This is a genomic window from Mycobacterium sp. NGS67, assembly GCF_059812185.1.
Genome location: NZ_JCALCF010000001.1, coordinates 174933 through 201493 on the forward strand (window position 1 = coordinate 174933; position 26561 = coordinate 201493).

Below are 26561 nucleotides of genomic sequence, written 5' to 3' on the forward strand. Positions count from 1 at the left end.
AGGGAGTCGCTGGGCGCCTCCATCGGCGCGGTTTCGGTGTGATCGACAACGTTGAAAACGCATCCGAGATCGGCGTTTCCGCATGTGCCCGTCATCGGGTGGCCGCTGGTGACGGCTGAAATGACAGTTTGCTATCAGAGTCGGAACCGCGGTCGTGGGCCCCGCGGCACGGAAATCGGGAAAAAAATCTTGGCGATCGCGTCACTCACGAGGAGGCGCGGCCGGTACGTGCGGCACCTCGAGTCCGCACTTGATCAGCGCGTTGCGCGGGATCCGGTCGATGCGGTACTGGGTGAACTCGTAGGCGTGCAGCACGTTGGACACGAAGCGGCGCACGCTCATCGGGGCACGTACCGAGTTCAGCACAGCCTGGGTCTCCGGGCAGCGCAGCGCCGCTTCGGCTTCAGCCACCCACTGGGGGTCGAGGTAGCCCGGGATGCCCGGCGGCCACTTCACCCACGGCCCGTCGGCCACCACCCAGTCGGGGAACAGATTCTTGTCGTGGCCGATCCGGCCGTGCTTGAGCCGTTCGGTGTGCGCGGCCAACGGGTTCGCCAGCCCGATCTGGTCGATCACCCGGACGTCCAGGCCGACGTTCATGCCCAGCATCCCGAGGTTGGTGAAAAACACCGCGTGCTGCGGCTTTTGGTCTGCCGGGATGCCAGGGGCGCTGCCCGGCGGGATCATCGGCACCAGATCCCATCGGGTGTAGTTGCCCGACGGCAACAGCAACGCGCCTCCCGGGGTGTTGTCGAGCGCGACCAGCACGGCGGCCATCCGCGGGTAATCCAGGTAGTCGGCCGCGGTCAGCGGATGCGCGCGCCCGGTTGCCTGGGCGTAGAAGCGCCGCTCGTCGACGATTCCGGAGTACGTGACGTGGGTGGCGTCGTCACCCATTCCGGGGGAGTTCGCCGCCCACAGCGACCATCCGGCCACCCCCAGCCACAGCGCGCTGACCGCGCCGGCCAGCCAGTAACCGGTCTCCCGGCTGAAATCCTTGCCGTCGGGGATCATCACCGGGATCACCGCTACGGGTGCCAGCAAACAGAACACCGGTGTCAGCAGTACCCGGGCGTGCATGAAGTCACCGCCTTGGCGGATCCAGTAGAACCCCTGCAGCAGGCCGCTGACGACCATGAAGATCACCACGGCCGCCGGACTCTGCACCGACCTGGCTATCCGGCCGTAGTCGGGCGCCAGCGCGGGCCGGATGAACGACCGCCGCCGCCGCGCCAGCATCAGGATGACTCCCAGCGGGACCAGCAGCACCAGCGGAAGCCAGAGCAGATAGGGCTGGTTGAAGTTGGCCAGGTAGATCAAGCCCTGGGACAACTTGTCGCCGGCGGCGTCCTTGGCCAGGGCGGTACTGGGCACCAGCAATCCGTAGTAGCCCATCCGAAAGATCTGGTAGCCGACCGGCAGCAGACCACCCGCCGCCACGATCAGCGCCCGGTCGCGCCAATTGCGCGCCGCGATCAGCAACATGATCAGCGCCACCCCGCCGATCAGCGCCAATTCCGGCCGGACCAGCACGCTGCATCCGGCGACGAAGGCCAGCGCGAGGATGAAGGCCCAGGCCTGGGGGCGGACCCGCAGCGGCTGCGCCCAGCAGACCATCATCCACCACAGCAAACCCAGATAGGCCAGTACCAGCCCGTTCTCCAGACCCGAGGTGGCGAAGTCGCGGGCCGGCGGCAGCGCGATGTAGACGAGCGCCCCGGCGGGCAGCATGATCGCCCGCCGGCCCCGCAGGCTCGGTGCATACAACCGCGCCGTGCCCAACATCAGCAGGACGACGCCGAGCACCGACAGCGTCAGCGCCGCGGCCAGCGCGACGTACTCCAGGCGGACCGGCTCGCCCAGCCAGCTGATGACGTACAGCAGATAGGTCCAGACCGTCGAGGTGTTGGCCTCGACGCGTTCGCCCATGTTGAACACCGGCCCGTTGCCGGCCAACAGATTCCGCACCGTGCGCAGCACGATCAGTCCGTCGTCGGCGATCCAGCGTCGTTGCCAGGCCCCCCAGCCGAACAGCACCGCGACCACCGCCACGCTGATCCACAGGCTGACCCGGACCATGACGGTGTAGGGAAAGGCGGGCCACTTGACGCGCCGGACCGCCGGCCGGCGAGCCAGCGCAGCCTGCTGGAGCGCGCGGAACCGTTCGCTAGCCGAAAGCAACAGCAGCACCCACTGTTGCGATCCACGCCAGCGCCAGCAGTTGCAGCACCCGGTCGCGCAGCGCGATGTCCTCGGGCTCTCCGGCCAGCCCGCCGTCGACGTCCACGGCGTAACGCAGGATCGCGATGGTGAACGGGATCATCGACACCGCGTACCACGACCCTTTGGCGCCGTCGCGCTCGAACGCCCACAGCCCGTAGCACAGCACCACCGCGGTGGCCGACATTGTCCAGACGAATCGCAGGTAGGTGCTGGTGTAGCTTTCCAGCGACTTGCGGATCTGAGCCCCGGTGCGTTCGGCCAGCTGCAGCTCGGCGTAGCGCTTGCCGGCCACCATGAACAGCGATCCGAAGGCGGCCGTCAGCAGGAACCATTGGGACAGGTGGGTGTCGGTGGCCGCGCCGCCGGCGATGGCGCGGATCAGATACGCCGACGACACGATGCAGACGTCGATCACCGCTTGGTGCTTGAGGCCGAAGCAATACCCCATCTGCATGACGAGGTAGACCGCCATGACGACCGCCAGGTTCGGCGTCAGCCAGTACGAAATACCGAGCGAGACGACACCCAGGACCACCGCCAGGGTGTAGGCCAGCCATTCGGGCACCACCCCGGCCGCGATCGGCCGGAACCGCTTGGTCGGGTGTTCGCGGTCGGCCTCGACGTCGCGCGCGTCGTTGACCAGATAGACCGCCGAGGCCGCCAGGCTGAACACCGCGAAGGCCACGCCGACCTTGGTCGCCATGTCCAGCCAGTCGTAACGCTGACCCCGGCCCGCGGCGGCCAACGGCGCGGCCAGCACCAATACGTTCTTCACCCACTGCCGCGGCCGGATCGCCTTGATCACACCGGTGACCAGGTTGCCGGGCGGTCCGGTCTTCTCGGCCAGGTCTTCGCTCATCGCAGCCACCTTTGTCGAACCGTGCTGTCCACCCGCACGGTTGCCGCGGCGACCCCGGCGCCCAGAGCCACACCGGCCACCACGTCGCTGGGATAGTGCACGCCCAGCAGTATCCGGGACAGCGCCATGGGCGGAATCAGTGCCGCCGGCAGCGGCAGCCCGGTAGCGCGGCGCAGCAGCAGCGCCGCGGCCGTCGTCGACGTGGCGTGCGCGGAGGGGAAACTGAGCCGGCTGGGGGTGCCGACGTTGACCGCGACGGCGGGATGTTTGGGACGGGTGCGTCGCACCACCCGCTTGACCACGACCGCCGCGGCGTGCGCCGCGAACGCGCCGGCCCCGGCCACGACCCAGTCGCGGCGGCGGGCCGGCGACAGGATCGCGCCCACCAGCGACACGATCAGCCAGCCGATGCTGTGCTCGCCGAAGTGCGACAGCGCACGCGCCGCGCTCAGCGCACCCGGCCGATCTGCCAGCGCGGACTGGACGGCCACCATCGCCGCGATCTCCCCCGACGGCGGCTCCCCCGACGGGACGGCTTCAGCCATGACGCGCTGCCGCGTCGGCCGGTAGCAGCACCGACTCCCACTTCTGCTTGCTGGACAGCACCGGCAGCGACTCGCGGTACAGCCGGCGCATCTCGTCGAACCGGCGTGCCAGCTGGCGCTGGCGGCGCAACGACTGCGCCAGCAGCGCGAACATCTTGGCCCGGTCGCGCTGCCGGTAGACCACACCACAGCCGTCGGCGGTGGTGACCGTGACGCCGTCGACCGTGCACAACCGGAACCAGCGCGCGTCCTGGGTCGGCACGTTGTACTCGGGCCGCTGATGGGCCGCGGGATCGGCGGCCTTGAGGTTGTGCAGGATTCCGCGCGCCAGCCGGTAGCTGATCGTCACCGGATTCACCGGCGGCTTCATGGCTTTGCTCTGGTGTGCCGGTGGGGGCAGCTCGCTGGCGGCCGGCAGCACCACCGCGTCCGGGTACTCCTTGCGCAGCCGATGGACCTCCGGCAGGGCGGATTCCAGGATGGAGAAGATGTGCTCCGGGCCGGCCAGGAAGTCGTCGATCGCCCGGTTCTGAATCGCCACCGTCGAATATTCAAGGCAGGCAAGGTGTTTGAGCGTCGCCTTGAGGTGGCTGCGGACAAGGCCGGAGACGTCACCGTCCCAGTGCATGGCCGCCACCACCAGCCGGTTGCGCAGGTGGAAGTAGGCCTGCCAGTCGATGGCGTCGTCCTTGTCGCTCCACGCCATGTGCCAGATCGCCGCGCCGGGCAGCGTGACGGTCGGGTAGCCGTGCTCGGCGGCACGCAGCCCGTAGTCCGCGTCGTCCCACTTGATGAACAGCGGCAGCGGCTGGCCCAGGTCCTCGGCGACCTGGCGCGGGATCATGCACGTCCACCAGCCGTTGTAGTTGACGTCGATGCGCCGGTGCAGCAGCTTGCTCTTGTCCTCGCTGTCGTTGAGCGGGTACTCGGCGAAGTCGTGGTCGTATTCGGCGTGCGGGGCGGCGGTCCACATGAAATTCGACTGGTCGACGACCTCGCCCATGATGTGCAGGTGCGACGGCTCCTGCAAGTTCAGCATCTGCCCGCCGACCAGCATCGGGGTCTTGGCGAACCGGCTCATCGCCAGCACCCGCAGGATCGAGTCCGGCTCGATGCGGATGTCGTCGTCCATGAACAGGATCTGTTGGCAGTCGGTGTTTTTCAGCGCCTCGTACATCACCCGGCTGTAGCCGCCGGAGCCACCGAGGTTGGGCTGGTCGTGAATCGACAGCCGGTTGCCCAGCCGCTCGGCCGCGGCCGGGAAGTCCGGGTGGTCACGCACCTTGCGGGTGCCCTGGTCGGGCACGATCACCGCGCCGATCACCTCGTCGACCAACGGGTCGGCGGTGAGGTCGCGCAGCGCGTTGGCGCAGTCGGCGGGCCGGTTGAAGGTCGGGATCCCGACCGCGACGTTGGCGGTTCCCGGCGCGGGCACGGCCGCGTACCAGCCACCGCTGCGCAGCGTGACCGCGGTGTCGGTGGTGATGTCGAACCAGATCCAGCCGCCGTCCTCGAACGGCTTGAGCGCGACCTCGATCTCCAAAACCGCGGGGGCGTCCTCGGTGCCGCCGAAGGGGTGGCCCTCGATGTAGATGCGTGCGCCGGTGGCCTTGGTCCGGTAGACGTCGACGCGTCCGGCTCCGGTCAGCTCGACCCGCAGCACCACCGAGGTACAGATGGACCAGCGCCGCCAGTAGCTGGCCGGGAACGCGTTGAAATAGGTCGCGAACGACACCTCGGACTCCGCGCCGATCTGCAACGACGTGCGGCTGGTGGCGTGGGCGCGACGTGCGTTGGTGGTCGATTCCTCCAGATACAGCTTGCGCACGTCGAGGGGCTCACCGGGACGCGGCAGGAGGATGCGGGACAGCAGACTGACGGCGGTCATACAGATGTTTCCTCGATTAGCGGCGCGCCGTCGCGAAGGTGCGGCGCGACGACGTTGTCGTACATGCTCAGAGCGCTGGCTATGGCCATGTGCATATCCAGATATTGGTAGGTGCCCAATCGCCCGCCGAACAGCACCTTCGATGTCGCGGTCTCCGACTTCGCCCGGGCCCGATAGGCGGCCAACAGGGCGCGGTCGGCCTCGGTGTTGATCGGGTAGTAGGGCTCGTCGTCGTCTTCGGCGAACCTCGAGTACTCGCGCATGATCACCGTCTTGTCCGTCGGGTAAGTGCGCTCGGTGTGGAAATGGCGGAACTCGTGGATGCGGGTGTAGGGGACGTCGGGGTCGTTGTAGTTCATCACCGGGGTGCCCTGGAAATCCCCGATCGGCAGCACTTCGAGTTCGAAATCCAGTGTGCGCCAGCCCAGTCGGCCCTCGGCGTAGTCGAAGTAGCGGTCCAGCGGACCGGTGTACACCACCGGCGCCTCGGGATTGTCCCGGCGTAGTGCGTCGCGGACGTCGAACCAGTCGGTGTCCAGCCGGACCTCGATGCGGTCGTCGGCGGCCATGTTCTGCAGCCAGGCGGTGTAACCGTCGACGGGCAGGCCTTCGTAGGTGTCGCTGAAGTAGCGGTTGTCGAAGGTGTAGCGCACCGGCAGCCGGGTGATGTTGGCCGCGGGCAGTTCTTTGGGGTCGGTCTGCCACTGCTTGGCGGTGTAGCCCTTCACGAAGGCCTCGTAGAGGGGACGGCCGATCAGCGAGATGGCCTTCTCTTCCAGGTTCTGCGCGTCGGCGGTCTCGATTTCCGATGCCTGCTCGGCGATCAGCTGCCGCGCTTCCTCCGGGCTGAAATAGCGGCCGAAGAACTGCGACACCAGACCCAGACCCATCGGGAACTGGTAGGCCTGCCCGTTGTGCATCGCGAACACCCGGTGCTGGTAGTTCGTGAAGTCGGTGAACTGCCGCACGTAGTCCCACACCTTCTTGTTCGAGGTGTGGAACAGGTGCGCCCCGTACTTGTGCACTTCGATCCCGGTCTGCGGCTCGGGCTCGGAATAGGCGTTGCCGCCGATGTGCGGGCGGCGCTCGACGACGAGAACCCGCTTGTCGAGTTGGGTCGCCACGCGCTCGGCGATCGTCAGGCCGAAAAATCCGGAGCCGACGACGAAGAGGTCATAGCGAGGGGAAGAGTCGAAGCGCGTGGACATCGGTTGCCTAGGGTATCGGACCTGCGCGCCGAAACCCGACTAGGCGGGTCGCGCGGGGCCGGGTTTTCCCAGGTACGCGAGCACGAAGCGGCGGGCCGCCCGACGAACGTCACACCTGTGAACCACTCGCCTCACGATTCGGTATCGCCACACCAGTCACACCAATCCCACTCGTACCATCGGTGGTGCGGGTTTACTGCCTGCAGCCAAGACATATTGAGGAGACTTCCGTGCCGAACCGTCGCCGACGCAAGTTCTCGACAGCCATGAGCGCGGTCGCCGCCCTGGCAGTCGCAAGTCCGTGCGCGTACTTCCTGGTCTACGAATCGACAGCCGACACCAAGCCGGTGGAACACCACGAGTTCAAGCAGGCAGCTAACGTTGCCGACCTGCCGGGCGAGCTGATATCCGCGCTCTCGCAGGGGCTTTCGCAGTTCGGTGTCAACTTGCCGCCGGTGCCCGCGCTGGGCGGCAGCAGCTCCCCCAGCACCGGCCTGGGCACCGCCGGGCTGGGCACCAGTCCCGGCCTGGCCAGTCCTGGTCTCGGCGGGACCAGCCTGACGCCGGGCCTGTCGCCGAGCACGCCGGGGTCGCTGGCACTGCCTGGCACCACCGTGTCGCCGACGACCGGGGGCGCGGGCGTCAACCCGGCTCTGAGCAACCCGGGTCTGACCAGCCCGACCGGGGTCGCGCCGGGTCTCAGCCCGGCCACCGGCCTGAGCCCGGCCGCCGGTGCCGCCACCGGTGAAGTTCCGATCTCGGCGCCGGTCGGTCTGGACCCGGGCGCCGACGGCACCTATCCGATCCTGGGTGACACCTCTGGCCTGGGCGGAGCCGGCACCGGGCTGGCGCCGGTCAGTCCCGTGGCCTCGGGAAGCAGCGGCGGAGGCGGCGGCCTGGTCAGTGACCTGATGCAGGCGGCCAACCAGCTGGGCGCCAGCCAGGCCATCGACCTGCTCAAAGGCCTGATCATGCCGGCGCTCATGCAGGGCGTCCAGGGTGGCGCGGGTGCACCGGCAGCTGCGGGCGCCGGCGCCACACCGGCACTGCCGGCGGTTCCCGGCATCCCCGCCGCAGCTGCCACCGTGCCCGGCGCCGCAGCCGCGGCGGTCCCGGGTGCCGTGTCCGCCCTGCCCGGCGCGGCGGCCGCATTGCCCGGGGCGGCGGCCGCGGTTCCTGGGGCGGTAGCCGCAATACCCGGCGCGGCCGCAGCCATCCCGGCGGCAGCCACGGCCGCCGTACCCGAGGCGCCACCCGTCTAGCACGCCGCAGAACCTGTCACCTGACGACACCGCAGAGTCCCCTCTGCGGTGTCGTCGACATGTTTCTGCCGTAACTGCCGTGTCGCCTCATAAGAAACACCAGACACACACGTAACATCGGCTGATGCCTCACGGTCGGGCTCCGACGATGCTGCTCACCGCGTTCGCGGCGACGGTCGTCATCGCGTCGTGGCTGTTGATCGGCCAGCCGCACGACACCCGTCCGGCGCCGGCGACCGGCGACACCCAGCTCGCCGAGCAGCCCCTGGTGGGTCTCGGGGGAGGTGTGACCGTCCGGGAACTCTCCCAGACCACGCCGTTCTCGCTGGTCGCCTTCACTGGTGACCTGGCCGGGACCTCGACCCGGGTCCGCGCCCGGCGGTCCGACGGGTCGTGGGGACCGTGGTATCAGACGGAGTACCAAACGGCGGCGCCGAACGGCCCGGCGGCGCCCGACGATCCGCGCAGTACCGATCCTGTGTTCGTCGGCACCACGACCGCCGTGCAGATCGCGGTCACCAGACCGACGGATGCGCCGGTGACACAGGCGCCGCCCGCACCCGCCGACCGGGGCGGATTGGGCTATCGACCGGCCAGCAGGGAACAACCGTTCGGGCAGAACATCTCGGCGATCCTCATCTCGCCACCGCAGGCCCCGGCCGAAATCCACCCGACCCCACCGGCTGGGGTGACGATGCCGGGGCAGGCCCCGCCCATCATCAGCCGCGCACAGTGGGGCGCCGATGAATCGTTGCGTTGCGGCAGCCCGCAGTACGACCGGGCGGTCCGGGCCGGCGTCGTCCACCACACCGCGGGCAGCAACGACTACTCGCCACTGGAATCGGCCGGCATCGTCAAGGCGATCTACACCTACCACTCCAAGACCTTGGGCTGGTGCGACATCGCCTACAACGCGTTGGTCGACAAGTACGGGCAGGTATTCGAAGGCAGCGCCGGCGGGCTGACCAAGCCGGTGGAAGGGTTCCACACCGGCGGATTCAATCGCGAAACCTGGGGTGTGGCGATGATCGGCAACTTCGACGACGTGGCGCCCACCCCCATCCAGTTGCGCACCACGGGCCGCCTGCTGGGCTGGCGGCTGGGGATGGCCGACGTCGACCCGAAGGGCGCGGTGGAACTGGAGTCAGAGGGCGGTTCCTACACGGTGTTTCCGGCCGGTGCGGTGGCCAAGCTGCCGGCCATCTTCACCCATCGCGACGTCGGCAACACCGATTGCCCGGGCAACGCGGCGTATGCCTTGATGGACGAGATCCGCGACCTCGCAGCGCATTTCAACGATCCGCCGGAGGAGCTGATCAAGGCGCTGGAAGGCGGCGCGATCTATCAGCGCTGGCAGGCGATGGGTGGCATGAACAGTGTGCTGGGTGCCCCGACGTCACCAGAGGACGACGGTGCCGCCGGATCGCGGTTCGTCACGTTCGCCAAGGGCGCGATGTATTGGTCCGAGGCGACCGGCGTGCAGCCGGTCACCGGCGCCATCTACGACGCCTGGGCGGCCCAGAGTTACGAACGCGGCCAGCTCGGGTTGCCCACCAGCGCAGAGATTCAGGAACCGCTGCGCATCACCCAGAACTTCCAGCACGGAACGCTCAACTTCGAGCGGCTCACCGGCGACATCACCGAAGTCGTCGACGGGATCACCACGCCCCTGTCGACACAACCGCCGAGCGGTCCGAACGTACCGGACGAACACTTCTCGCTGCCCGCGCATCCACCCAACTAGTCTGGCCGGGTGCCCGAAACCCCGTACCTCACGATCGATCTGGACCGGGTACGGGGCAACTTCTGCGCGCTGCGCAACGTACTGCCCGCCGCCCAGATCCGCTATGCCGTCAAGGCGAACCCGGCTCGGCCCATCCTGCGTGTGCTGGCCGACGAGGGCGCGGCGTTCGACGTCGCCTCCGTCGGTGAGGTCGACGCCTGTGTTGCGGCCGGTATCGACGGCACGCGGCTGGCGTTCGGGAACACCGTCAAGAAACCGGCGACGGTGGCCTCCGCATATGCCGGCGGGGTGCGGCGTTTCGCCTTCGACTCCGAACACGATCTGGCCGTCATCGCCGAGCACGCCCCCGGGGCAGAGGTGGAATGCCGGATAGCGCCTGCGTTTCCGTCATCGGTGACACCGTTCGGCCACAAGTTCGGGTGTGCGCCACAGGCGGCTCCCGGTCTGCTGCGTCGTGCGGGTGAGCTCGGGCTGACAGCGGCGGGGGTGTGTTTCCACGTCGGTTCGCAGCAGCCCCAGCCTTCTGCCTGGGAGTTGGGCATTCGCTGTGCGGCAACCATTTTCGATGCGGTCGGCGTACTGACGACGATCAACGTGGGTGGCGGGTTTCCTATTGGGTACGCGGCGACGGCACCGGAACTTTCTGAGATTGCAGATGTCATCACGGTGGCCATCCGAAGCTATTTCGGCTCGCGCACACCACATCTCGTGCTGGAGCCGGGCCGGGTGATCGTGGGATCGGCTGGGACCATCTCGTGCGAAGTGGTGTCGGTGCGCACCGGAACCGACGGACGGCGTTGGGTTTATCTGGACATCGGTCGCTACGGCGGTCTCGCCGAAACCGAGAACGAATACATCCGCTACCGGCTGCGGACGCCTCGTGACAGCGACCCGGTGGCGGACGCCGTGCTCGCCGGCCCGACCTGCGACGGCGACGACGTGCTCTATCAAAATTATCCGCTGCCGGTCACGCTGCGTCCCGGTGATTCCGTCCGCATCGAGGACGCCGGCGCATACACGACCAGCTACGCGTCGGTGAGCTTCAACGGGTTCGATCCGCTGCCAACGTATTTCGCGCCGGGCGGGGAGACCGGACGGACGATCGTCGAGCCGCTAGGCCCTGGCCTGACTCGGCATTGGGAATTGTCCGACGTGCTCTGCGACGTCCGAACCGACTATCAGCACCTCGTTATCGGCCGAACTGCCCAGGGCATAACACTATTCAGCGACGGTGACCGGCAAAGCACGGAGCTGAGCCAGCTGGTCTACCACGAGGCGCTTCTGGTCCCGGCGTTGCTACTGGCCGACAAGGTCGAGCGGGTACTGATCATCGGCTCCGGTGAGGGCGTGGTGAGCCAACTGGCCGTGGCCGCCGGGGCCACCCGCGTCGACCACGTCGACATCGACCGCACAGCGGTGCGGCTGTGCGCCGAACACTTGCCGTACGGCTACACGATGGACGAATTACATAGAGCGGAAAGGGGACTCGGTGCGGTCACCATGCACTACGGTGACGGCTGGGACTTCGTAGAGCAGGCCTCCGACCTGTACGACATCGTCGTAGTCGACCTTCCCGACGAACGAACCGCGCCGGCGCAGCACAACCGGCTGTACGACATCGGCTTCCTGCAGCGGTGCCGTGAGATCGCCGGCGTTGCGGTCGGTCAGGCGGGTTGCCCGACGCTGTGGCGCAACGACACCTTGCGCTCCTCGTGGCGGCGCTTCGGCGAAACGTTCGACACCGTAGTGTATTTCGGTAGCGACGAGCACGAGTGGGCGTTTCTGTCCGGCTTGTCGCAACCAGTTGGGCAGGACCCGGTAGCGCTCATGTCGGCACGGCTCCCGGGGCTGGCCTACCGTCCCCGCACCATCGATGCCGCCGCACTGACGGCTAGCAGCGTTCCGCCGATGTCGTTGCGCCACTAGGGTTCTTCGTCGTCGTCGGGTTGGACGGGTTTTTCGGGGTGGTGCATGCAGTTGATGCGGGGTTGGCCATAGTCGAGGTTTTTGGGTGGAATCCATTCGGTGCGGCCGCGGGTCTTGCGGGTGGTGTATTTGCGTCGTTCGACCATCCGGTTGTGCGGTGCGCAGGCCAGAGTGAGTTCGTCGATGACGGTGCGCCGTGTTTTCAGCCAAGACTCCACGTGATGGACCTGGGTCCAGTAGCCCTTGACGGTGCAGCCCGGGCAGGTGCAACCCCGCTCCTTGGACAGCAGCACCAGCCGCTGCTCGGGGGAAGCGATCCGTTTGCCGTGATAGAGAGCTTTGGTTTTGTCCTTGTCGAACACCGCCAAATATTGGTAGGCATGCGAGGCTTGGGCGATCACATCGGCCATCGGCAACAAGGTGCCTCCCGCGGTCAGCCCGTGCCCGGCGCCGGCTTCGAGTTCGGCCAGGGTGGTGGTGATCACGATGCAGGTCGGCAACCCGTGATGGCGACCCAGCTTCTTCGACATCAACAACGCGCGCAGCGCGGCCAGCAGCCCGTCGTGGTTGCGCTGTTCGGCGCTGCGGGCATCGCGCTGCACCGCTTCCTGCGGGGCGCGTCCGTCGACGGTCGGGTGTTCGTCTGCGGGGTTACACATGCCCGGGGCGCCCAGTTTGGCCAGCACCGGCTCCAGGGTGGCCCGCAGCTGCGGGGAGATCAGACCGGTGAGCTTGGACGTGCCATCGGACTGCTGGCGCCCGATGGTGATGCCGCGTCTGCTGCGGGCCCGCTCGGCCTCGTCGGCTTCGTCGGGCACGAAGTCGCCGTCGGGCTTGAGACAGTCCTTGAGCACCTGGGCATATTCGGCCAGTTCATCGGGGCGAAACCCGGTGGCCACCAACACCAGCTTGGCTTCGGCATCAGCGCGGGTGGCCACATCAACGGCCTCGGGCAATTTCTTGAAGAACTTGCGAATCACCGAAACCTGTTCGCTGCCGATCAACCCTTGGCGCTCAGCGGCGGCGGTGTGGGCCAGCACCGGCTCCAGCGGCTCACCGGTCAACGCGCGGCGCGGACCCAGATCGGCGGCCTCGGCCACACAGCGGTCAGCTTCGGACTTACTGATCCGCAACCGGTTGGCCAACGCCACTGCCACCGTGCCGCCCAACTCCTCATTGGTCGCGGTCTCCACGAGCTGATTGACGATCACATGACCAGGCACCCGCAATTTGCGCACCACCCGCTGCAGGCGTTCCCGCACCGCCAACGACCCGGCCGTATCCAGCCGGTCGAAACTCAACCCACACGCCCTATCGGCGAATGCCTCCAGCCCGCCGAGAACCTCCTCGATCTCCGCGTCCGTGCTGGCTGGCATACCGCTGATTTTACGAACCGGCACCGACAAGCACGCGAAGCCAAAGACCAAGCTGTGCACAAACATTCAACTGTGGATAAGGGCTGATGCGGATCCCGACCGGTCGACATCCCGCAATAGCGCCGGACGTTCGGTCACCGTCCGCACATCGTCGACGCACTGAATCACCGAATTTCCCACGAGCGCGGGCCTCGCGACTTACGCTCAGATTGAATTCATAGTTTGTCGCGGGGAGGTCAGCGCCGTGTCATTTGTGGTCACCACGCCGGACTGGGTAACGACGGCGGCCGGAAGTCTGGCGAATCTCGGCTCGACGCTGCAGGATGCGGCGGCCGTCGCCGCCGTCCCCACCACCACAGTCGCGGCGGCGGCCGCGGACGAGGTGTCGGCCGCGATCTCGGAGCTGTTCGGGGTCTTCGGGCGAGAATTCCAAGGCGTCAATAGCCAGGCCGCGGCATTCCACGCCGAGTTCGTGCGCCTCCTCGGCGCCGGTTCGGCGGCATACGTGAGCGCCGAGATCGCCAATGCCGGACAGGCTTTGGCAAGCGCTCTCCCCAGCGCTGCCCCGGCCGTTCCGGGCGGCGCCTACGGCGAGCTGGTGGTCAATACGGCCACCAATTTGCAGGCCCTCGGCGGCGCATGGGCCGCTGATCCGTTCCCGTTCGCCCGGCAGTTCCTTGCCAACCAGCAGGGTTACGCGCTGCAGATCGCCACGGCTGTTGCCAACTTCCCTGCCACACTGCCGCAGTTGCCGGCCGCCATAGAAGCGGCCGTTCAGCAGTTCTTGTCCTTCAACCCCGCGGCCTTCGCGCAGCAGTTCATCACCGTCCAGACCGGCTTCGCCCAGACGTTTGTGACGTCGGCGATCAACGGAACCGTCGGGTTGATGACCGGGCTGCCGACCTTCGCGACGGGTCTGCAGACGGCTTTCCAGACTTTGCTGACCGGCAACTACACCGGCGCGGTCTCTGATTTCGGGCGGGCAGGCCTAGGGCTGTTGGTCACTGGGATCGATCCCGGCACTGTGATCTTCGGTGGTACTGGGGTAACTCCTTTGCCGCCTTCGATTAACGTGACCGCCACTTTGAATCCCAGGGTGTTAGGTCCGTTGGGTGACCTCTTCGCCATCATGAACATTCCAGGACAGGAGGCGCAGTACTTCACCAATCTGATACCGCCGTCGATCCCCCGGCAGATTGCGCAGAACTTCACCAATGTTATCGATACCTTGACTGTTCCGAGCATTTCGGCATTCGCCACACTGGACGCACATCTTCTGCCTACCCCTGCGGTTAGCGCGTCACTGAGCACCTTCTTCGGGCTGCCCTTGGTCGCAACCTACGCGGCAGCGGGCGCTCCATTAGCAACGCTCAATGCGATAGCCGAGAGCGCGGAGACTTTCGGGCAAGCGCTGGCGACGGGGAACTATCTCGGTGCGGCGGCCACGCTGTTCGATGCGCCCGCCGTAGCGTTGAACGGCTTCCTCAACGGCAATGTCCCCATCGATACGACGATCAACCTTCCGGTGCCGGTAGTTGGCGATGTCGGACTCGTGCTGCACTTGCCGTCCGACGGGCTCCTCGTTCCTCCGCATCCGGTCACCGCGACCATCAATGTGCCGGCCATCAATGTGCCGGCCATCGTGGTGATTCCGCCACAGTCGATTCCCGTCACCATCCTGGGCACGCCGTTCTCCGGCCTGATCCCGCTCCTGGTGAACTACGCACCGCAGCAACTCGCCGCGGCCATCAGGCCCACCTAGAGAATCGCCACCGACACCACGATGCCCAGCGCGAACTGCGCCGCGGCCACCATGAGCGCCTCGTAGCTGAACTCGTCGGCGTAAAACAACGCATGCATGTCGATGCCGATCACCAGCGCGGCGATCCGCATCATCACCACCTGCGCCGTGATACCGATCAGCCCGAAGACCGCCGAGGCCAGCAGCCCTCCCGCCAGATTCCCCGACGACGAGTAGATGGCCACCACCACGATGAAGGCCATGCTGACCATGCCGGCCGCCGACACGATGATCGCGTTCGGCTTGCCGGCGTTGACCATCTTGCGCAGCGGGCCCGGGGTGGTCAGGTCGATGGCGTAGAACCCGACGACCATCAGCACCAAGCCGAGGATCGAGTAGAGGATGATTGCCGCAGCGCCACTGCCCAGCCAGCTCCAATAGTCCGAATGCGGCAGCGCCACAACGGTTTTCGTCATCGGTTCTCTCCGTTCACTTCAGCGGGATGCGATGCGGGACGAAGGCGGCGCCGTCGTCGGTGATGAGTCCGGCGGTCTCCCGGATACCAAGACCCGCCGACGTGTCGCCCACTATCCACGCGCCCAAAGCGGGCCGCATGTCGTCGAATTCCGGTAGCGGGTCCAACAATTGGTAGACGAAGCCCTCTTCGCCGTAGAAACCGCCGGTGGCGGTTTCCATCCCGGCGCCGACGATCGTGACGTTGGCGCCCTCCCGGCCCAGCTTGGGCTTGCGCACGTATTCGGTCAGTTCATGCGGATCGTCGAGGTAGGCGGGCAGCAAGTTCGGATGCCCGGGGTACATCTCCCAGAGCACGGCCAGGATCGCCTTGTTCGACAGCAGTGTCTTCCACAGCGGTTCGATCCACATCGTCTGCGGCAGGCCGGCCGCCACGTGCTTGCCGAACTGGTCCTCGAGCACCCATTCCCACGGATGCAGTTTGAACATCGCCCGGATCGGGTCCTCTTCCAGATCGACGAACCGTTCCAGCGCGGAGTCCCAGCCCACGTCCTCGATCAGTAGCCCGACGGTGTGAAATCCCGCCTCGGCCGCCGTCTCCTGCATGTAAGTAGTAGTGATCTGATCCTCGCCAGTCGCTTCGACCCCGGACCACGCGAAGTGTAATTCGTTGCTGGGCAACAGGTCACGGACCACCTTCCAGCGGTCCACCAGTTGTTCGTGCAGTGAGTTCCACTGATCGTCTTCCGCGAACTTGTCTTTCAGCCAATACCACTGCACGATCGCGGCTTCCAGCAGGGTGGTCGGCGTATCGGCGTTGTACTCCAGCAACACCGCGGGCCGTCGCCCGTCGTAGCGTAAGTCGAAGCGCCCGTAGACATGTGGATCGGAGCGGCGCCAGGACTCGGCGATGTGCGGCCAACTCCATTCCGGCAGACCGAAATCGGCGTACCGCTCCATGAGCACCACCTGCTCGACGGCGTTCAGGCACATCGAATGCAGCAACTCGACGTCGGCTTCCAGCGCCAGGATCTCGTCCATCTCGAACTCGTAGTACACCGACTCGTCCCAGTAGGGCCGGTCGGCGCCGCTGGCGTCACGCGCCGGTGTGCCGTACACGAGTCCTTGCGATTCGACGATCGACTGCCAATTGGGCCGCGGCTGTGTCCTGCCGCGTTTCACGAGCCGCCGCTCCCGCCCTTGCCGCCGCTGCCGCCGATGCCGCCGCGCTGAATAGTGCTGCCCGACTTGGTGGTCACCGTCGCGCCCTTGGGGATGGTGGTGGTGCCGCCGGACGGCCGTTGACCGACCGATCCCGAACTGCCGTAGTAGTAGCGGTAGGAGTGCCCGCCCCAGATGAAGAAGCCGTTCAAGCCCGGTGTGTGACCCGTGCAGTAGCTGTCGGGGACGATCACCGGCTGACCGTTCGGGTCATCCCGAACGCACTGGGCGGTCACGTGGCTCGGCGTCAGCAACCAGTACCCGACTCCCGCCACCAGCCCCACCACGCCGACCGCGGCGGCGGAGCCCATCAGGATGCGTTTCTGCCGCTTGCGCTTGGCTTCGGCCGCCAGCCGCGCCTCTTCGGCTTCGCGTTGCTGGTCCTCGTACTTCTGCCGGGCACGCAACTCGGCCGGGGTCGGAGGGCGGGGCTTCGTGGTGGCGGCGTCCTGAAACTGGATGCTGCCCAACGGTTTCGGCTTGGACGGGGCATCCGGCGGACGGGGCGACGGCGGCCTACCCGGTTCGGGACGGTTCGCTCCGAACGTGCTCTTGCGGGGTCCGCTCGGCGGGACCGGCGGAGTCGGTGGGGTGTTCGGCAACAGCTTGGGTGGTATCGGAGGTTTGGCCGGGTCCCGCGACTCGATCTTCCCGTGCGGTAGCAGCTTGGGAGGCGTCTCCGGCTTGGGCTGGTCGGTCCCGCCGGTTCCGGACCCACGGCCCTCGGGCTCACCGCCGTCCGGCGGGTCTGGTTCTGACCCCACTAGCTGCCCTCCGGTCCCGGAAACGCGAACACGCGGGCAGTCTCCCACACCGGACCGGAAATAATCCTCAAGACCACCAACGCTCCAGCACGCGGGCGACGCCGTCGTCGCTGTTGCGGGCCGTGACCTCGTCGGCGGCGGCAAGCGCTTCCGGGTGCGCGTTACCCATCGCGACCCCCAGGCCGGCCCGTACCAGCATCGGGATGTCGTTGGGCATGTCACCGAAGGCGACGGCGTCCGCGACGTCGATTCCCAGCGGTTCGGCGACCTCGCGCAGTCCGGTGGCCTTGCTGATGCCGCGCGGCACCACCTCGAGCAGACCGTTGTTGGTCGAATACGTCAGGTCGCCCTCGTCGCCGATCTGCCCGGCGAGCGCCGCAGCCATGTCCGCGCTGCGTGCGCCGGCCTTGCGGATCAACAGCTTGATCGCAGGCGCGCTCAGCAGATCCTCGATGGACACCTCGGTGTTGTCGGGGTTGAGCCACGCATGCTCGTAGCCCGGTGAGCTGACGAACTGCGGGGTGGCCGTGTCATGCGCGCGTTCCCCGATCCGCTCGACGGCCAGTCCCGCCCCCGGCAGGACCCGTCGGGTGATGTCGGCCAGCGCGGCCAACGCATCCACCGACAGCGTGCGCGCCGACACGACCCGGTCGTGTTCGGGATCGTAGATGACGGCGCCGTTGGCGCAGACCGCCATCGGTGCGAAGCCCAGGGCGTCGACGACCGGCCTGACCCAGCGCGGCGGGCGGCCGGTGGCCAGCACGAAGCGGGCGCCGCCGGCGACGGCGGCCAGCACGGCGGCGCGGGTACGCGGGGTGAGGGTCTCGTCCTCGTCGAACAGCGTGCCGTCGACGTCGCATCCGATGAGTGCGGGAGGTGTCGACGAAGAAATCCGTTGCGAATTCGGTTGCGGGGACGCGTTGTTACGGTCGGCCGGAGTCGTCAGCGCGGTCCGCCTTCTTTCGTTTCTTCGCGTCCACACCCTGTTGCGCACGCTTTTGCGCTCGCTCGGCCAGTTCGGCGACCCGGAACTCCTTGGACTCGTCCGGGGTTGGCGCACTGCCGCCCAGCCGGCGCGGCACCCAGTACTCGCCTTCAGGGTGCGGGTACTCCTCCTGCACCCAATAGAGCATCGACTCCATCGCCTGGCGCAGCGTGGCGTTGTATTCGTCGACGGTGCCCGTCGGCCACAACGGCGGACCGATTGCCGCGGTGATCGGAACCTTGCTGCGCACCAGCTTTTTCGGGTGGTCCTTCGGCCAGATGCGGTGTGCGCCCCAGACAATCATCGGGATGATGGGCACGTTGGCCTCCATCGCCATTCGCGCCGCCCCGGTCTTGAAGGGCCGCAATTCGAAACTGCGGCTGATGGTCGCCTCGGGGTGCACCCCGACGAGTTCGCCCTCGCGCAGGCGTTGCACCGCCACCGAGTACGCCTCGGCCCCCTGGGAACGGTCCACCGGGATCAGCTGGATGTGCTTGATCACGTAGTTGACCGCTTTCACCTCCGCCATCTCGGCTTTGATCATGAACCGCAGCCGCCGCTTTCGTTCCTTGGCGGCCAGCGACGCGGGAATCCAGTCGACGTAGCTGGTGTGATTGAGGGCGACGATCGCCCCGCCGCGCTCGGGGATGTTCTCCAGGCCGTAGTAAGTGATCTTGTTGCCATTCAGCGCCATGGCCGACGGCACGAGATACTCCAAAAACCGGAAGACTGGCTCAGCCACTTTTTGACCTCCTGCCCTACCGAATACGTTAGCTATTTTCGGCCGGCGGCTCTCGCCGCACTCTCGTCGGCGTCCATTTGCGCGGCCTCCTCCAACGTCGGCGCCGCGCCGCCCAACCGCCGCGGCACCCAATTTTCGCCAGTTGGATGAGAATAGTTCCGTTGCACCTGGTGCAACAGCGAAGTCATCGTCTCGTGTAGCAGTTCGTTCGTCCCTGCGACGTCCTGGACGGCGCGCAATGGCGGACCTATCGCCACGGTGATCGGCACCTTATTGCGACCCAACTGCCTGGGCAGGCCCTTGGTCCAGATGCGCTGGGACCCCCAGACGATGATCGGGACGATCGGGACGTCGGCTTCCACGGCCATCCGAGCGGCGCCCGTCTTGAAGTCTTTGAGCTCGAAACTGCGGCTGATTGTCGCCTCCGGGAAAACCGCGACTGCCTCGCCCTCCCGCAATCGCTCGACAGCAACCGCGTAGGCGCCGGCGCCGGCGCTGCGATCGACCGGAATGGCCCGGTTGTGCTTCATCATGAAGCCGACGATCTTGACCTTCTGCAATTCGACCTTGACCATCGGCCGCACGCGCCGGCCGCCCGGCCGTCGAAAAGCCAACGCGGCCAGTGCCCAGTCGATAAAGCTCGTGTGGTTGATCGCGACGACGCAGCCGCCCTGATCGGGAACGTTCTCGTCGCCCAGATAAGTGACTCGGCTACCGGTGATTCGCAGAAACGTCCTCGCTACGAACTCGCTGGCACGGTAAACGGGTTCGGCCACGGGTCAATGCTCCGAAGGACCGGCGGCACGCTCGGCACGGCGGGCGGCCTTCACGGCCGCTTCCTCGGCGTCCAGGCGGGCCGCGTCGGCCATCGACGGTGCGCCTCCACCGAGCCGGTGCGGCACCCAGAACTCACCCGCGGGATGCGGTCCGTATTGCTCCTGCGCCCGGATCAGCAGGTGCTGCATCCGGGAATGCAACAGGGCGGTCAGTTCTGCGGTGGGCAGCGTGGGCTGGATGGGTTCGCCGACGATCACCTGGATCGGCACCTTGGGGCGGAACAGCTTCTTCGGGTGGTCCTTGGTCCAGATCCGCTGGGCGCCCCAGATGACGTGCGGGACGATCGGCACGCCGGCCTCCACCGCCATCCGCGCCGCCCCGGACTTGAACTCCTTGATCTCGAAACTGCGGCTGATGGTCGCCTCGGGGTAGACACCGACCAGTTCACCGGCCTTGAGGTTCTCCACGGCCGCGGCGTAGGAAGCCGCACCGCTCTCCCGGTCCACCGGGATGTGGCGGAAGGCGCGCATCAGCGGACCGGTGAATTTGTGGTCGAAGACTTCCTGTTTGGCCATGAACCGCACCTTGCGGCCCAGACCCTGCCGGTATGCGGGTAGACCGGCCAGGGTGAAGTCCAGGTATCCGGTGTGGTTGATGGCGACGACGGCGCCGCCGCTGGTCGGTAAGTTCTCGACGCCCGTCACGGTGATCTTGAGACCCTGTATCCGAAATACCAGGCGGGCGAGCGTAATGGCGGTGCCATATGCCGGTTCCACAGCAATTCAGCCTAGTGCTCCCGGCGGCTGCGGCGAGACCCCGGCCCGTGACTCAAGCTAAGCTCGAGGCTGCAATCGCAGTCAGCTGAGAGGTATTTGTGCAGGTCACAAGCGTCGGGCATGCCGGCTTCCTGATCCAGACCCGGGCAGGGCGCATCCTGTGCGACCCCTGGGTCAACCCGGCGTACTTCGGATCCTGGTTCCCTTTCCCAGACAACACCGGCCTGGACTGGGACGCCCTCGGCGACTGCGACTACCTATACGTCTCGCACCTGCACAAAGACCACTTCGACGCCAAGCTGCTCACCGCCCACGTCAACAAGGACGCGGTGGTCCTGCTGCCCGACTTCCCGGTGCCGGACCTGCGCAACGAACTCGAGAAACTAGGGTTCCACCGGTTCTTCGAGACCACCGACTCCGTCCAGCACCGGCTGTCCGGGCCCAAGGGCGACCTCGAGATCATGGTCATCGCGCTGCGGGCCCCCGCCGACGGACCCATCGGCGATTCGGCGTTGGTGGTTTCCGACGGGGAGACCACGGTGTTCAACATGAACGACGCCCGTCCGGTCGATCTGGACGTGCTGGCCGCCGACTTCGGCGACATCGACGTGCATCTGCTGCAGTATTCGGGCGCGATCTGGTACCCGATGGTCTACGACATGCCGGCGCGCGCCAAGGAGGCATTCGGCACCCAGAAGCGCCAGCGGCAGATGGACCGCGCCCGCCAGTACATCGCACAGGTGGGCGCCACGTGGGTGGTGCCGTCGGCCGGGCCGCCGTGCTTTCTGGACCCCGAGCTGCGTCACCTCAACGACGACCATGGCGATCCGGCCAACATCTTTCCCGACCAGATGGTGTTCCTCGACCAGATGCGCCGCCACGGTCACGAAGGCGGCCTGCTGATGATCCCTGGATCGACGGCGGATTTCACCGGCTCGAGGCTCAATTCGCTGACTCATCCGGTGCCCACCGAAGAGGTCGAGGCGATCTTCACCACCGGCAAGGCGGCCTACATCGCCGACTTCGCCGAGCGTATGGCGCCGGTGTTGGCTGCCGAGAAGGCCCGTTGGGCACCGGCCACCGGCGAGCCGCTGCTGGAGCCGCTGCGCGCGTTGTTCGAGCCGATCATGTTGGCGAGCAACGAAATCTGCGACGGCATCGGATATCCGGTGGAACTGGTCATCGGTCCCGAGACGGTGATCCTCGACTTTCCGAAACGCGCGGTGCGCGAACGCATTCCCGACGAGAAGGTGCGCTACGGGTTCGCCATCCAACCGGAGTTGGTGCGGACCGTGCTGCGCGATGAGGAACCGGACTGGGTCAACACAATCTTCTTGTCCACCCGGTTCAAAGCGTGGCGCGTCGGCGGTTACAACGAATACCTGTACACGTTCTTCAAGTGCCTGACCGACGAGCGGATCGCGTACGCCGACGGCTGGTTCGCCGAGTCGCATGACGACACCGCGTCGATCACCATGGACGGCTGGGAGATTCAGCGCCGGTGCCCGCACCTCAAGGCCGATTTGTCCAAATTCGGTGTGATCGAGGGCGATACGCTGACGTGCAACCTGCACGGTTGGCAGTGGCGGCTGCAGGACGGTCGCTGCCTGACCACTCGGGGGCACGAGTTGCGGAGCGGAAAAGCATGAGCAGCACGACGGACTGGTGCTATGACGACGGCGTGGTCCAGTTGGATCGGATGGCGATCACGTTGCGGCGCTACCACTTTCCGTCCGGTACGGCCAAAGTGATCGGGTTGGACCAGATTCGCGAGTACAAGGCCGAGGCGCTTGGCTTGTTCACCGTCCGGTTCAACCTGTGGGGCAGCCCGGATTTCCGGCGCTGGCTGCCGTTGGACCTCTACCGGCCGCTGAAGTCGACGCTGGTCACTCTCGACATACCGGGATCCAAGCCGGCGTTCACCCCCGCGCGCCCGGACGAGTTCTTGGCCTGCCTGGAGGAGTTGTTGGGTCAGCGCGGCTAACCGAACGTGTTGGTACTGCGAATTTCCGGCTGTTTTTTCGCAACTGGAACACGCTCGGCGAAAGATCAGCGATCGGCCAGTGCGGCCTGGCCGGCGTTGTAGCCGGGGGTGAACGTGATCCCGGGTCCGCCGTGGCAACCAGCGCTCCCCAGGTACAGTCCTTCGACCGGGATCGGCTGGCCGATATAGCCTTTGGGGCCGGGCCTGTTCTGTCCGACCTGGTCGGAGTGCAGCAGCCCGTGGCAGTAGTCGCCGCCGGGCGCCCCGAACATCACGCCCATGTGTTTGGGCGTGAACGTGGTGTGCCGGATGATGCTGCGCTCGAAATTGGGTGCCAGGCGGGTGATCTTGTCGATCACCCGCTGACCCATCTCGACCTTGGCCTGACCGTAGCGACCTTCTTCTTGCAACCCGCCCTCGATCGGGAAGAACAGCGCGAACGCCGACGCGGCGTGCTTGCCTTCGGGCGCCAGGTCCGGGTCGTGCACGGACGGGATCTGCAACACCAGGGTCGGGTCGGCCGGGACGATGCCGCGCCGGCAGTCCTCCCATTGCTGCTGAACTTCCTCGGGTGTGCAGAAGATTCCGATCGAGGCTTGCAGAGTGGGGTCGTTGAGTGCCTCGTAGGGTGCGGCGAACTGCGGTGGCTCGTCCAGCGCGAAGTGCATCTGCAGGTAGCTGCCGCGATGGTCGATGCGTGCGTACCGCTCGCGGATATCGGCGGGCAGCAGCGCGGGATCGATCAGGTCGTTGACTGTGACGTCAGGGGCGATCGCCGAGACGACGATCGGGGCGAAAAGGGTGTCCCCCGCCTCGGTGCGTACGCCACGGACCCGGCCGTCGGCGACGAGGATCTCGCTCACCTTGGACCGCAACCGGACTTCCCCGCCGTTCCCCTCCAACACGTGTGCCAAATGTGCGGTGAGCGCGCCGATGCCGCCGCGCAGTTTCTTCATCTGGACGAAGTCACCCTCGGGGATGCCGAGACCGAAGGCCAGCGCGGCGGCGCTGCCCGGTGTGGACGGCCCGCGATACAGGGTGTTCACCGCGAGCATGGTCATCGACCCGCGGATGGCGCCGTGCTTCTCCCGGTCCGGAAAATAGCGGTCGAGCACCTCGGTGACCGAACCGAACAGCATGTCGTCGATCGCCGACCGCTCGAATTCGTTGGTGGCACAGGCGTACATCTCGTCGAAGGTCTTGGGCACGGTGCCGGCCTCGAAGCGCCCCAATGCTCGCGTCGGCGCCTGTGCCCACATCAGCAGTCCACCCATGCCGGCGACGGCGTCGGCGCCGTGCACCTCGTTGAGATGGGCGAACATCTTCATCGGATCGGAGTATTGGACGAGCGGGTCGTCGCCGACGCCGCGCAGCGCGACCGACATCACCTCCAGGTCGACTGTCGGCAGCTCGTCCAGGCCCAGCTCGCTGATCACCTCCGCCGAGGTCGGAAACTGCACCGAGCCGGCGATCTCGAATTGATAGCCGTCGAACAGCTCGACGGTCGAGGCCATGCCGCCCGCGTAGAGCTTGCCGTCCAGACAGAGGGTGCGCAGCCCGGCTCTTTGCAGCAGCACCGCGGCGGTCAGGCCGTTGTGCCCGGCTCCGATGACGATCGCGTCGTATGTGGTTTCAGAATCAGCCATGCCGACCTCCCGGCATGGAGGCTGGCACGCCCCCAAAGTTTTGTCAATTATGACGAAACTTCAGCCGGCGGCCCAGGTGTCGGTGATGCCGGCCCGCAACGACTCGAGCGCCAGTTGACTCACCCTGGCCAGCTCCCCGAGCGAGCGGTCGGCACCGAGCATCCAGGCTTCCATCGCCCCGAACACCGCGGCGGCGATGCAGCGGGCGGTCACCGTCATGCGCAGCCGGGCGTCGGGCTCTTCGGTACTTCGGCCGCGCCGCTGCAACTGCACCTGGATGGCGTCGGCGAAATCGGCCTGGACGTCCTGGATGTGCCGGACGATCCGGCCCGGGTCGATCTCGCCGCCCCGCAACGCGGCGATCTTCGTCACCGCTTCCACGTCGTACGGGAACGCGAAGATGGCCGCTTGGACCGAGTCGATGACGGCTTCGTCGACGGGCCTGGCCTCCAGCGCAGCGCGGAACCAGTTCAGCCCGGTGTAGTCCGCGAACAGCAGGTCATGCTTGGAACCGAAGTGCCGGTAGAAGGTCCGCAGCGAAACGCCGGCGTCGGCGGCGATCTGTTCGGCCGTCGTGTCCGCCACGCCCTGGGCCAGAAAGCGCACCACCGCCGCCTGGCGCAGTGCGTCGCGGGTGCGTTCACTGCGCGCGGTCTGCGCGGGTCGGACCATCTGGGTAACCTACCTTCAGCATTTGTTTTGACAATATTGACAAAACTTCTGGCCCGGGGTGAGACTGCGCCCATGGTCTCGCTCATCGTGCACGCTGTCCTGGGTATCGCAGTCATCTGCTGGATCGTCAAGTCGAATCCGGCGGTCTACGCACGGCCCGTCGACGGCCCGCTGTTCTCCCCACTGGAACTGATGTACTACGGGGTCGGTATCGCCTCGATCGCGCTGGGCTGGTATTTCAACTTCCGCTTCGTGCAGGGGTACGCCCCGCACGGGGTCAGCGGGACGCACAACCCGATCTGGGGTCCCGGGAGTTGGACGCAGTACATCCAGTTGATGTTCGTCAACCCGGCGGCGGGTTCGGCGGGGCAGGACTACACGATCGCCAATGTCATTCTGCTGCCGCTGTTTTCGATCGTCGACGGTTACCGACGCGGCCTCAAACGCCCGTGGCTGTATTTCGTCAGCAGCCTGTTCACCAGCTTCGCGTTCGCGTTCGCGTTCTATTTCGCCACGATCGAGCGCCAGCATCGGCACGAGCGGGCCGGCGCGAAGGTGGCTGTCTAGGCGCTGAGTTCGTCGCCGAAGTACCCGGCGTCGCGCGGCAGCGGCGTCGTGTCGCGGCGGCCCGGCGCCGGACGGTGATGGCAGACCCGATTGCCGCCGCCCCGTTTGGCGGTGTACATCGCGGCATCCGCTGCCGAGATCAGTTCGACCAGCAGGTCGTCGTCGGCTGGATCGCGGCCGCTGCAATAGACGCTGGCGGTGCCCACACTTGCGGTCAGCATGAACGGCAGCGCCGCTACGGCGTCGCAGATGGCCTGCGACCGGCGCTGCACTTCGGTGGGGAGCCAGATGTCGGCGATCACGAATTCTTCCCCGCCGACCCGGCCGATGACGGCGGTGTCGTCGGTGTTCTCCTGCAACGCGCGCGCCACCGCCATCAGCGCGTCGTCTCCCACGCTGTGCCCGTACCGGTCGTTGAGTTGCTTGAAGCGGTCCAGGTCGATCACCGTCACCACCAGGTGCGCGGGCGCGGAGGCATCCCGCCACAAGTCGCGCCGCGCCCGCCGATAGAACGCGCGCCGGTTGAGCAGCCCGGTGAGTTGGTCGCGCTCGGCCCGCACGGCATCGGTTCCCAGCGTGTGCACCACCGCCTGGATGCCGAACGGCACCGCCAGGTTCAGCGTCAACAGCAACGCGTATCCACACAGTGCGGCCATCGGGTTGTACAGCGCGGCCATCCGGACGACTTCGAACGCCCCTACCGCCGCCGTGACGAGGAAGTTGTAGGCCATCAACCGGGCCGGGTGGAACATCGCCGTGTAGGTAGCCATCGTCGCGAACGCCGTGCACGTCAGCAAGCCGGCGGTGGGGTGGCTTTGGGACAGCGCGGCCAGCGCGATGCTGACATCGGAGAGCACCACGAACCGGATGGCCTGCGCACGGGTGGGCCAGCGCAGCGCCCACATGACTGCGCCCAGGGCGGCGCCGGCGCCCGCGGCAACGGCGCAGGCGACCTGCACGGGCCCTCGGGGTCCGGTCGGCGTCCAGATCGTCGCCACGGCGATCAGCGCCAGGGATGCGGCAATCGTGGTGATCGTGGTCCGGGTCAGGACCTCCATACCTCGGGTGCGCAGGTGGGAACTCAGCTGCTCGTAGTGGTCGGACTGCCGCCACCAACGCGCGAGCCAACTCATCGCCTACTCCCAATTCCCCCAAATCCCCTTGCGGGGGCAGATCTCAGG

Annotated in this window: 23 protein-coding genes; 7 read left to right on the top strand and 16 right to left on the bottom strand. The window is 66.7% G+C overall.

Translation table 11 applies throughout. The annotated features are described in order from the left end of the window. Positions 1–201: 201 nt before the first annotated feature. From aftB to glf, 5 genes are read right to left on the bottom strand one after another with little or no spacing between them, the layout of a single operon-like run. Positions 202–2181: a terminal beta-(1->2)-arabinofuranosyltransferase gene (gene aftB, locus AC5Y4D_RS00875; RefSeq protein WP_499943105.1), complete on the bottom strand. Its 1980-nt coding sequence runs from the start codon at positions 2179–2181 to the stop codon at positions 202–204. Next, positions 2168–3082 carry a decaprenyl-phosphate phosphoribosyltransferase gene (locus AC5Y4D_RS00880; RefSeq protein ID WP_499943104.1) on the bottom strand — a complete coding sequence of 305 codons (915 nt, stop codon included), beginning with the start codon at positions 3080–3082 and terminating at the stop codon, positions 2168–2170. The genes aftB and AC5Y4D_RS00880 overlap by 14 nt, the downstream gene beginning before the upstream one ends. After that, positions 3079–3627, bottom strand: coding sequence for a phosphatase PAP2 family protein (locus AC5Y4D_RS00885; protein WP_499943103.1), 549 nt, complete (start codon positions 3625–3627; stop codon positions 3079–3081). The genes AC5Y4D_RS00880 and AC5Y4D_RS00885 overlap by 4 nt, the downstream gene beginning before the upstream one ends. Next, the gene (locus AC5Y4D_RS00890) at positions 3620–5515 is read right to left on the bottom strand and encodes a glycosyltransferase (RefSeq protein WP_499943102.1); all 1896 of its coding nucleotides are present in this window, start codon (positions 5513–5515) and stop codon (positions 3620–3622) included. The genes AC5Y4D_RS00885 and AC5Y4D_RS00890 overlap by 8 nt, the downstream gene beginning before the upstream one ends. Then, positions 5512–6723, bottom strand: coding sequence for a UDP-galactopyranose mutase (gene glf / locus AC5Y4D_RS00895; protein WP_499990910.1), 1212 nt, complete (start codon positions 6721–6723; stop codon positions 5512–5514). The genes AC5Y4D_RS00890 and glf overlap by 4 nt, the downstream gene beginning before the upstream one ends. A gap of 230 nt (positions 6724–6953) precedes the next feature. Here glf and AC5Y4D_RS00900 point away from each other — a divergent pair, with 230 nt between their 5' ends. The 3 genes from AC5Y4D_RS00900 to AC5Y4D_RS00910 all read left to right on the top strand — a co-directional run bounded on the left by AC5Y4D_RS00900 (position 6954) and on the right by AC5Y4D_RS00910 (position 11655). Beyond that, the gene (locus tag AC5Y4D_RS00900) at positions 6954–7985 is read left to right on the top strand and encodes a hypothetical protein (RefSeq protein WP_499943100.1); all 1032 of its coding nucleotides are present in this window, start codon (positions 6954–6956) and stop codon (positions 7983–7985) included. A gap of 124 nt (positions 7986–8109) precedes the next feature. Beyond that, complete coding sequence (locus tag AC5Y4D_RS00905) at positions 8110–9729, top strand: N-acetylmuramoyl-L-alanine amidase (protein WP_499943099.1); 1620 nt, start codon at positions 8110–8112, stop codon at positions 9727–9729. A 9-nt stretch (positions 9730–9738) separates the two neighbouring features. Continuing rightward, the gene (locus tag AC5Y4D_RS00910) at positions 9739–11655 is read left to right on the top strand and encodes a spermine/spermidine synthase domain-containing protein (RefSeq protein WP_499943098.1); all 1917 of its coding nucleotides are present in this window, start codon (positions 9739–9741) and stop codon (positions 11653–11655) included. Here the strand turns inward: AC5Y4D_RS00910 and AC5Y4D_RS00915 are convergent. Continuing rightward, positions 11652–13031 (bottom strand): HNH endonuclease signature motif containing protein, encoded by a 1380-nt coding sequence (locus AC5Y4D_RS00915; RefSeq protein WP_499990909.1) that lies wholly within the window; start codon positions 13029–13031, stop codon positions 11652–11654. The genes AC5Y4D_RS00910 and AC5Y4D_RS00915 overlap by 4 nt on opposite strands. A gap of 244 nt (positions 13032–13275) precedes the next feature. On the opposite strand from AC5Y4D_RS00915, the gene AC5Y4D_RS00920 reads away from it, so the two are divergent. Next, on the top strand, positions 13276–14793 hold the full coding sequence (locus tag AC5Y4D_RS00920) for a PE family protein (protein ID WP_499943096.1): 1518 nt from the start codon (positions 13276–13278) through the stop codon (positions 14791–14793). Here the strand turns inward: AC5Y4D_RS00920 and AC5Y4D_RS00925 are convergent. From AC5Y4D_RS00925 to AC5Y4D_RS00955, 7 genes are all read right to left on the bottom strand, one after another. After that, on the bottom strand, positions 14790–15248 hold the full coding sequence (locus AC5Y4D_RS00925) for a DUF350 domain-containing protein (RefSeq protein ID WP_499943095.1): 459 nt from the start codon (positions 15246–15248) through the stop codon (positions 14790–14792). The two genes, AC5Y4D_RS00920 and AC5Y4D_RS00925, sit on opposite strands and share 4 nt — an antisense overlap. 13 nt (positions 15249–15261) lie before the next feature. Beyond that, positions 15262–16428, bottom strand: coding sequence for a glutathionylspermidine synthase family protein (locus AC5Y4D_RS00930; RefSeq protein ID WP_499943094.1), 1167 nt, complete (start codon positions 16426–16428; stop codon positions 15262–15264). Further along, positions 16425–17231 carry a hypothetical protein gene (locus AC5Y4D_RS00935; RefSeq protein WP_499943093.1) on the bottom strand — a complete coding sequence of 269 codons (807 nt, stop codon included), beginning with the start codon at positions 17229–17231 and terminating at the stop codon, positions 16425–16427. The genes AC5Y4D_RS00930 and AC5Y4D_RS00935 overlap by 4 nt, the downstream gene beginning before the upstream one ends. 67 nt (positions 17232–17298) lie before the next feature. Beyond that, on the bottom strand, positions 17299–18123 hold the full coding sequence (locus AC5Y4D_RS00940; RefSeq protein WP_499943172.1) for an HAD family hydrolase: 825 nt from the start codon (positions 18121–18123) through the stop codon (positions 17299–17301). A 31-nt stretch (positions 18124–18154) separates the two neighbouring features. Beyond that, complete coding sequence (locus AC5Y4D_RS00945) at positions 18155–18958, bottom strand: lysophospholipid acyltransferase family protein (protein WP_499943092.1); 804 nt, start codon at positions 18956–18958, stop codon at positions 18155–18157. 32 nt (positions 18959–18990) lie between these two features. Then, complete coding sequence (locus tag AC5Y4D_RS00950; RefSeq protein ID WP_500036136.1) at positions 18991–19734, bottom strand: lysophospholipid acyltransferase family protein; 744 nt, start codon at positions 19732–19734, stop codon at positions 18991–18993. A gap of 3 nt (positions 19735–19737) precedes the next feature. Further along, complete coding sequence (locus AC5Y4D_RS00955) at positions 19738–20511, bottom strand: lysophospholipid acyltransferase family protein (protein ID WP_499943090.1); 774 nt, start codon at positions 20509–20511, stop codon at positions 19738–19740. A gap of 98 nt (positions 20512–20609) precedes the next feature. Here AC5Y4D_RS00955 and AC5Y4D_RS00960 point away from each other — a divergent pair, with 98 nt between their 5' ends. Beyond that, positions 20610–22160 (top strand): Rieske 2Fe-2S domain-containing protein, encoded by a 1551-nt coding sequence (locus tag AC5Y4D_RS00960; RefSeq protein WP_499943089.1) that lies wholly within the window; start codon positions 20610–20612, stop codon positions 22158–22160. Continuing rightward, positions 22157–22495 carry a hypothetical protein gene (locus tag AC5Y4D_RS00965; RefSeq protein WP_499943088.1) on the top strand — a complete coding sequence of 113 codons (339 nt, stop codon included), beginning with the start codon at positions 22157–22159 and terminating at the stop codon, positions 22493–22495. Before AC5Y4D_RS00960 ends, AC5Y4D_RS00965 begins: the two co-directional genes overlap by 4 nt. A gap of 65 nt (positions 22496–22560) precedes the next feature. On the opposite strand, the gene AC5Y4D_RS00970 is transcribed toward AC5Y4D_RS00965, so the two are convergent. Both AC5Y4D_RS00970 and AC5Y4D_RS00975 read right to left on the bottom strand, forming a co-directional pair. Then, positions 22561–24141, bottom strand: coding sequence for a phytoene desaturase family protein (locus tag AC5Y4D_RS00970; RefSeq protein WP_499943087.1), 1581 nt, complete (start codon positions 24139–24141; stop codon positions 22561–22563). Between the two features lie 60 nt (positions 24142–24201). Beyond that, positions 24202–24813, bottom strand: coding sequence for a TetR/AcrR family transcriptional regulator (locus AC5Y4D_RS00975; protein ID WP_499943086.1), 612 nt, complete (start codon positions 24811–24813; stop codon positions 24202–24204). A 72-nt stretch (positions 24814–24885) separates the two neighbouring features. Between AC5Y4D_RS00975 and AC5Y4D_RS00980 the strand changes: the two genes are divergently transcribed. Then, the gene (locus AC5Y4D_RS00980; RefSeq protein WP_499943085.1) at positions 24886–25380 is read left to right on the top strand and encodes a DUF2834 domain-containing protein; all 495 of its coding nucleotides are present in this window, start codon (positions 24886–24888) and stop codon (positions 25378–25380) included. Here the strand turns inward: AC5Y4D_RS00980 and AC5Y4D_RS00985 are convergent. Further along, entirely contained in the window at positions 25377–26513 is a 1137-nt protein-coding gene (locus AC5Y4D_RS00985; protein WP_499943084.1) for a GGDEF domain-containing protein, read from the bottom strand. The two genes, AC5Y4D_RS00980 and AC5Y4D_RS00985, sit on opposite strands and share 4 nt — an antisense overlap. Positions 26514–26561: the final 48 nt, after the last annotated feature.

Bases quoted from the DNA above. Each gene is read 5' to 3' on its own strand.
- AC5Y4D_RS00880 (WP_499943104.1), bottom strand. From the start codon at position 3,082: ATGAGCGAAGACCTGGCCGAGAAGACCGGACCGCCCGGCAACCTGGTC.
- AC5Y4D_RS00985 (WP_499943084.1), bottom strand. From the start codon at position 26,513: ATGAGTTGGCTCGCGCGTTGGTGGCGGCAGTCCGACCACTACGAGCAG.
- AC5Y4D_RS00915 (WP_499990909.1), bottom strand. From the start codon at position 13,031: ATGCCAGCCAGCACGGACGCGGAGATCGAGGAGGTTCTCGGCGGGCTG.
- AC5Y4D_RS00905 (WP_499943099.1), top strand. From the start codon at position 8,110: ATGCCTCACGGTCGGGCTCCGACGATGCTGCTCACCGCGTTCGCGGCG.
- AC5Y4D_RS00975 (WP_499943086.1), bottom strand. From the start codon at position 24,813: ATGGTCCGACCCGCGCAGACCGCGCGCAGTGAACGCACCCGCGACGCA.
- AC5Y4D_RS00965 (WP_499943088.1), top strand. From the start codon at position 22,157: ATGAGCAGCACGACGGACTGGTGCTATGACGACGGCGTGGTCCAGTTG.
- AC5Y4D_RS00890 (WP_499943102.1), bottom strand. From the start codon at position 5,515: ATGACCGCCGTCAGTCTGCTGTCCCGCATCCTCCTGCCGCGTCCCGGT.
- AC5Y4D_RS00970 (WP_499943087.1), bottom strand. From the start codon at position 24,141: ATGGCTGATTCTGAAACCACATACGACGCGATCGTCATCGGAGCCGGG.
- AC5Y4D_RS00885 (WP_499943103.1), bottom strand. From the start codon at position 3,627: ATGGCTGAAGCCGTCCCGTCGGGGGAGCCGCCGTCGGGGGAGATCGCG.
- AC5Y4D_RS00925 (WP_499943095.1), bottom strand. From the start codon at position 15,248: ATGACGAAAACCGTTGTGGCGCTGCCGCATTCGGACTATTGGAGCTGG.
- AC5Y4D_RS00980 (WP_499943085.1), top strand. From the start codon at position 24,886: ATGGTCTCGCTCATCGTGCACGCTGTCCTGGGTATCGCAGTCATCTGC.
- glf (WP_499990910.1), bottom strand. From the start codon at position 6,723: ATGTCCACGCGCTTCGACTCTTCCCCTCGCTATGACCTCTTCGTCGTC.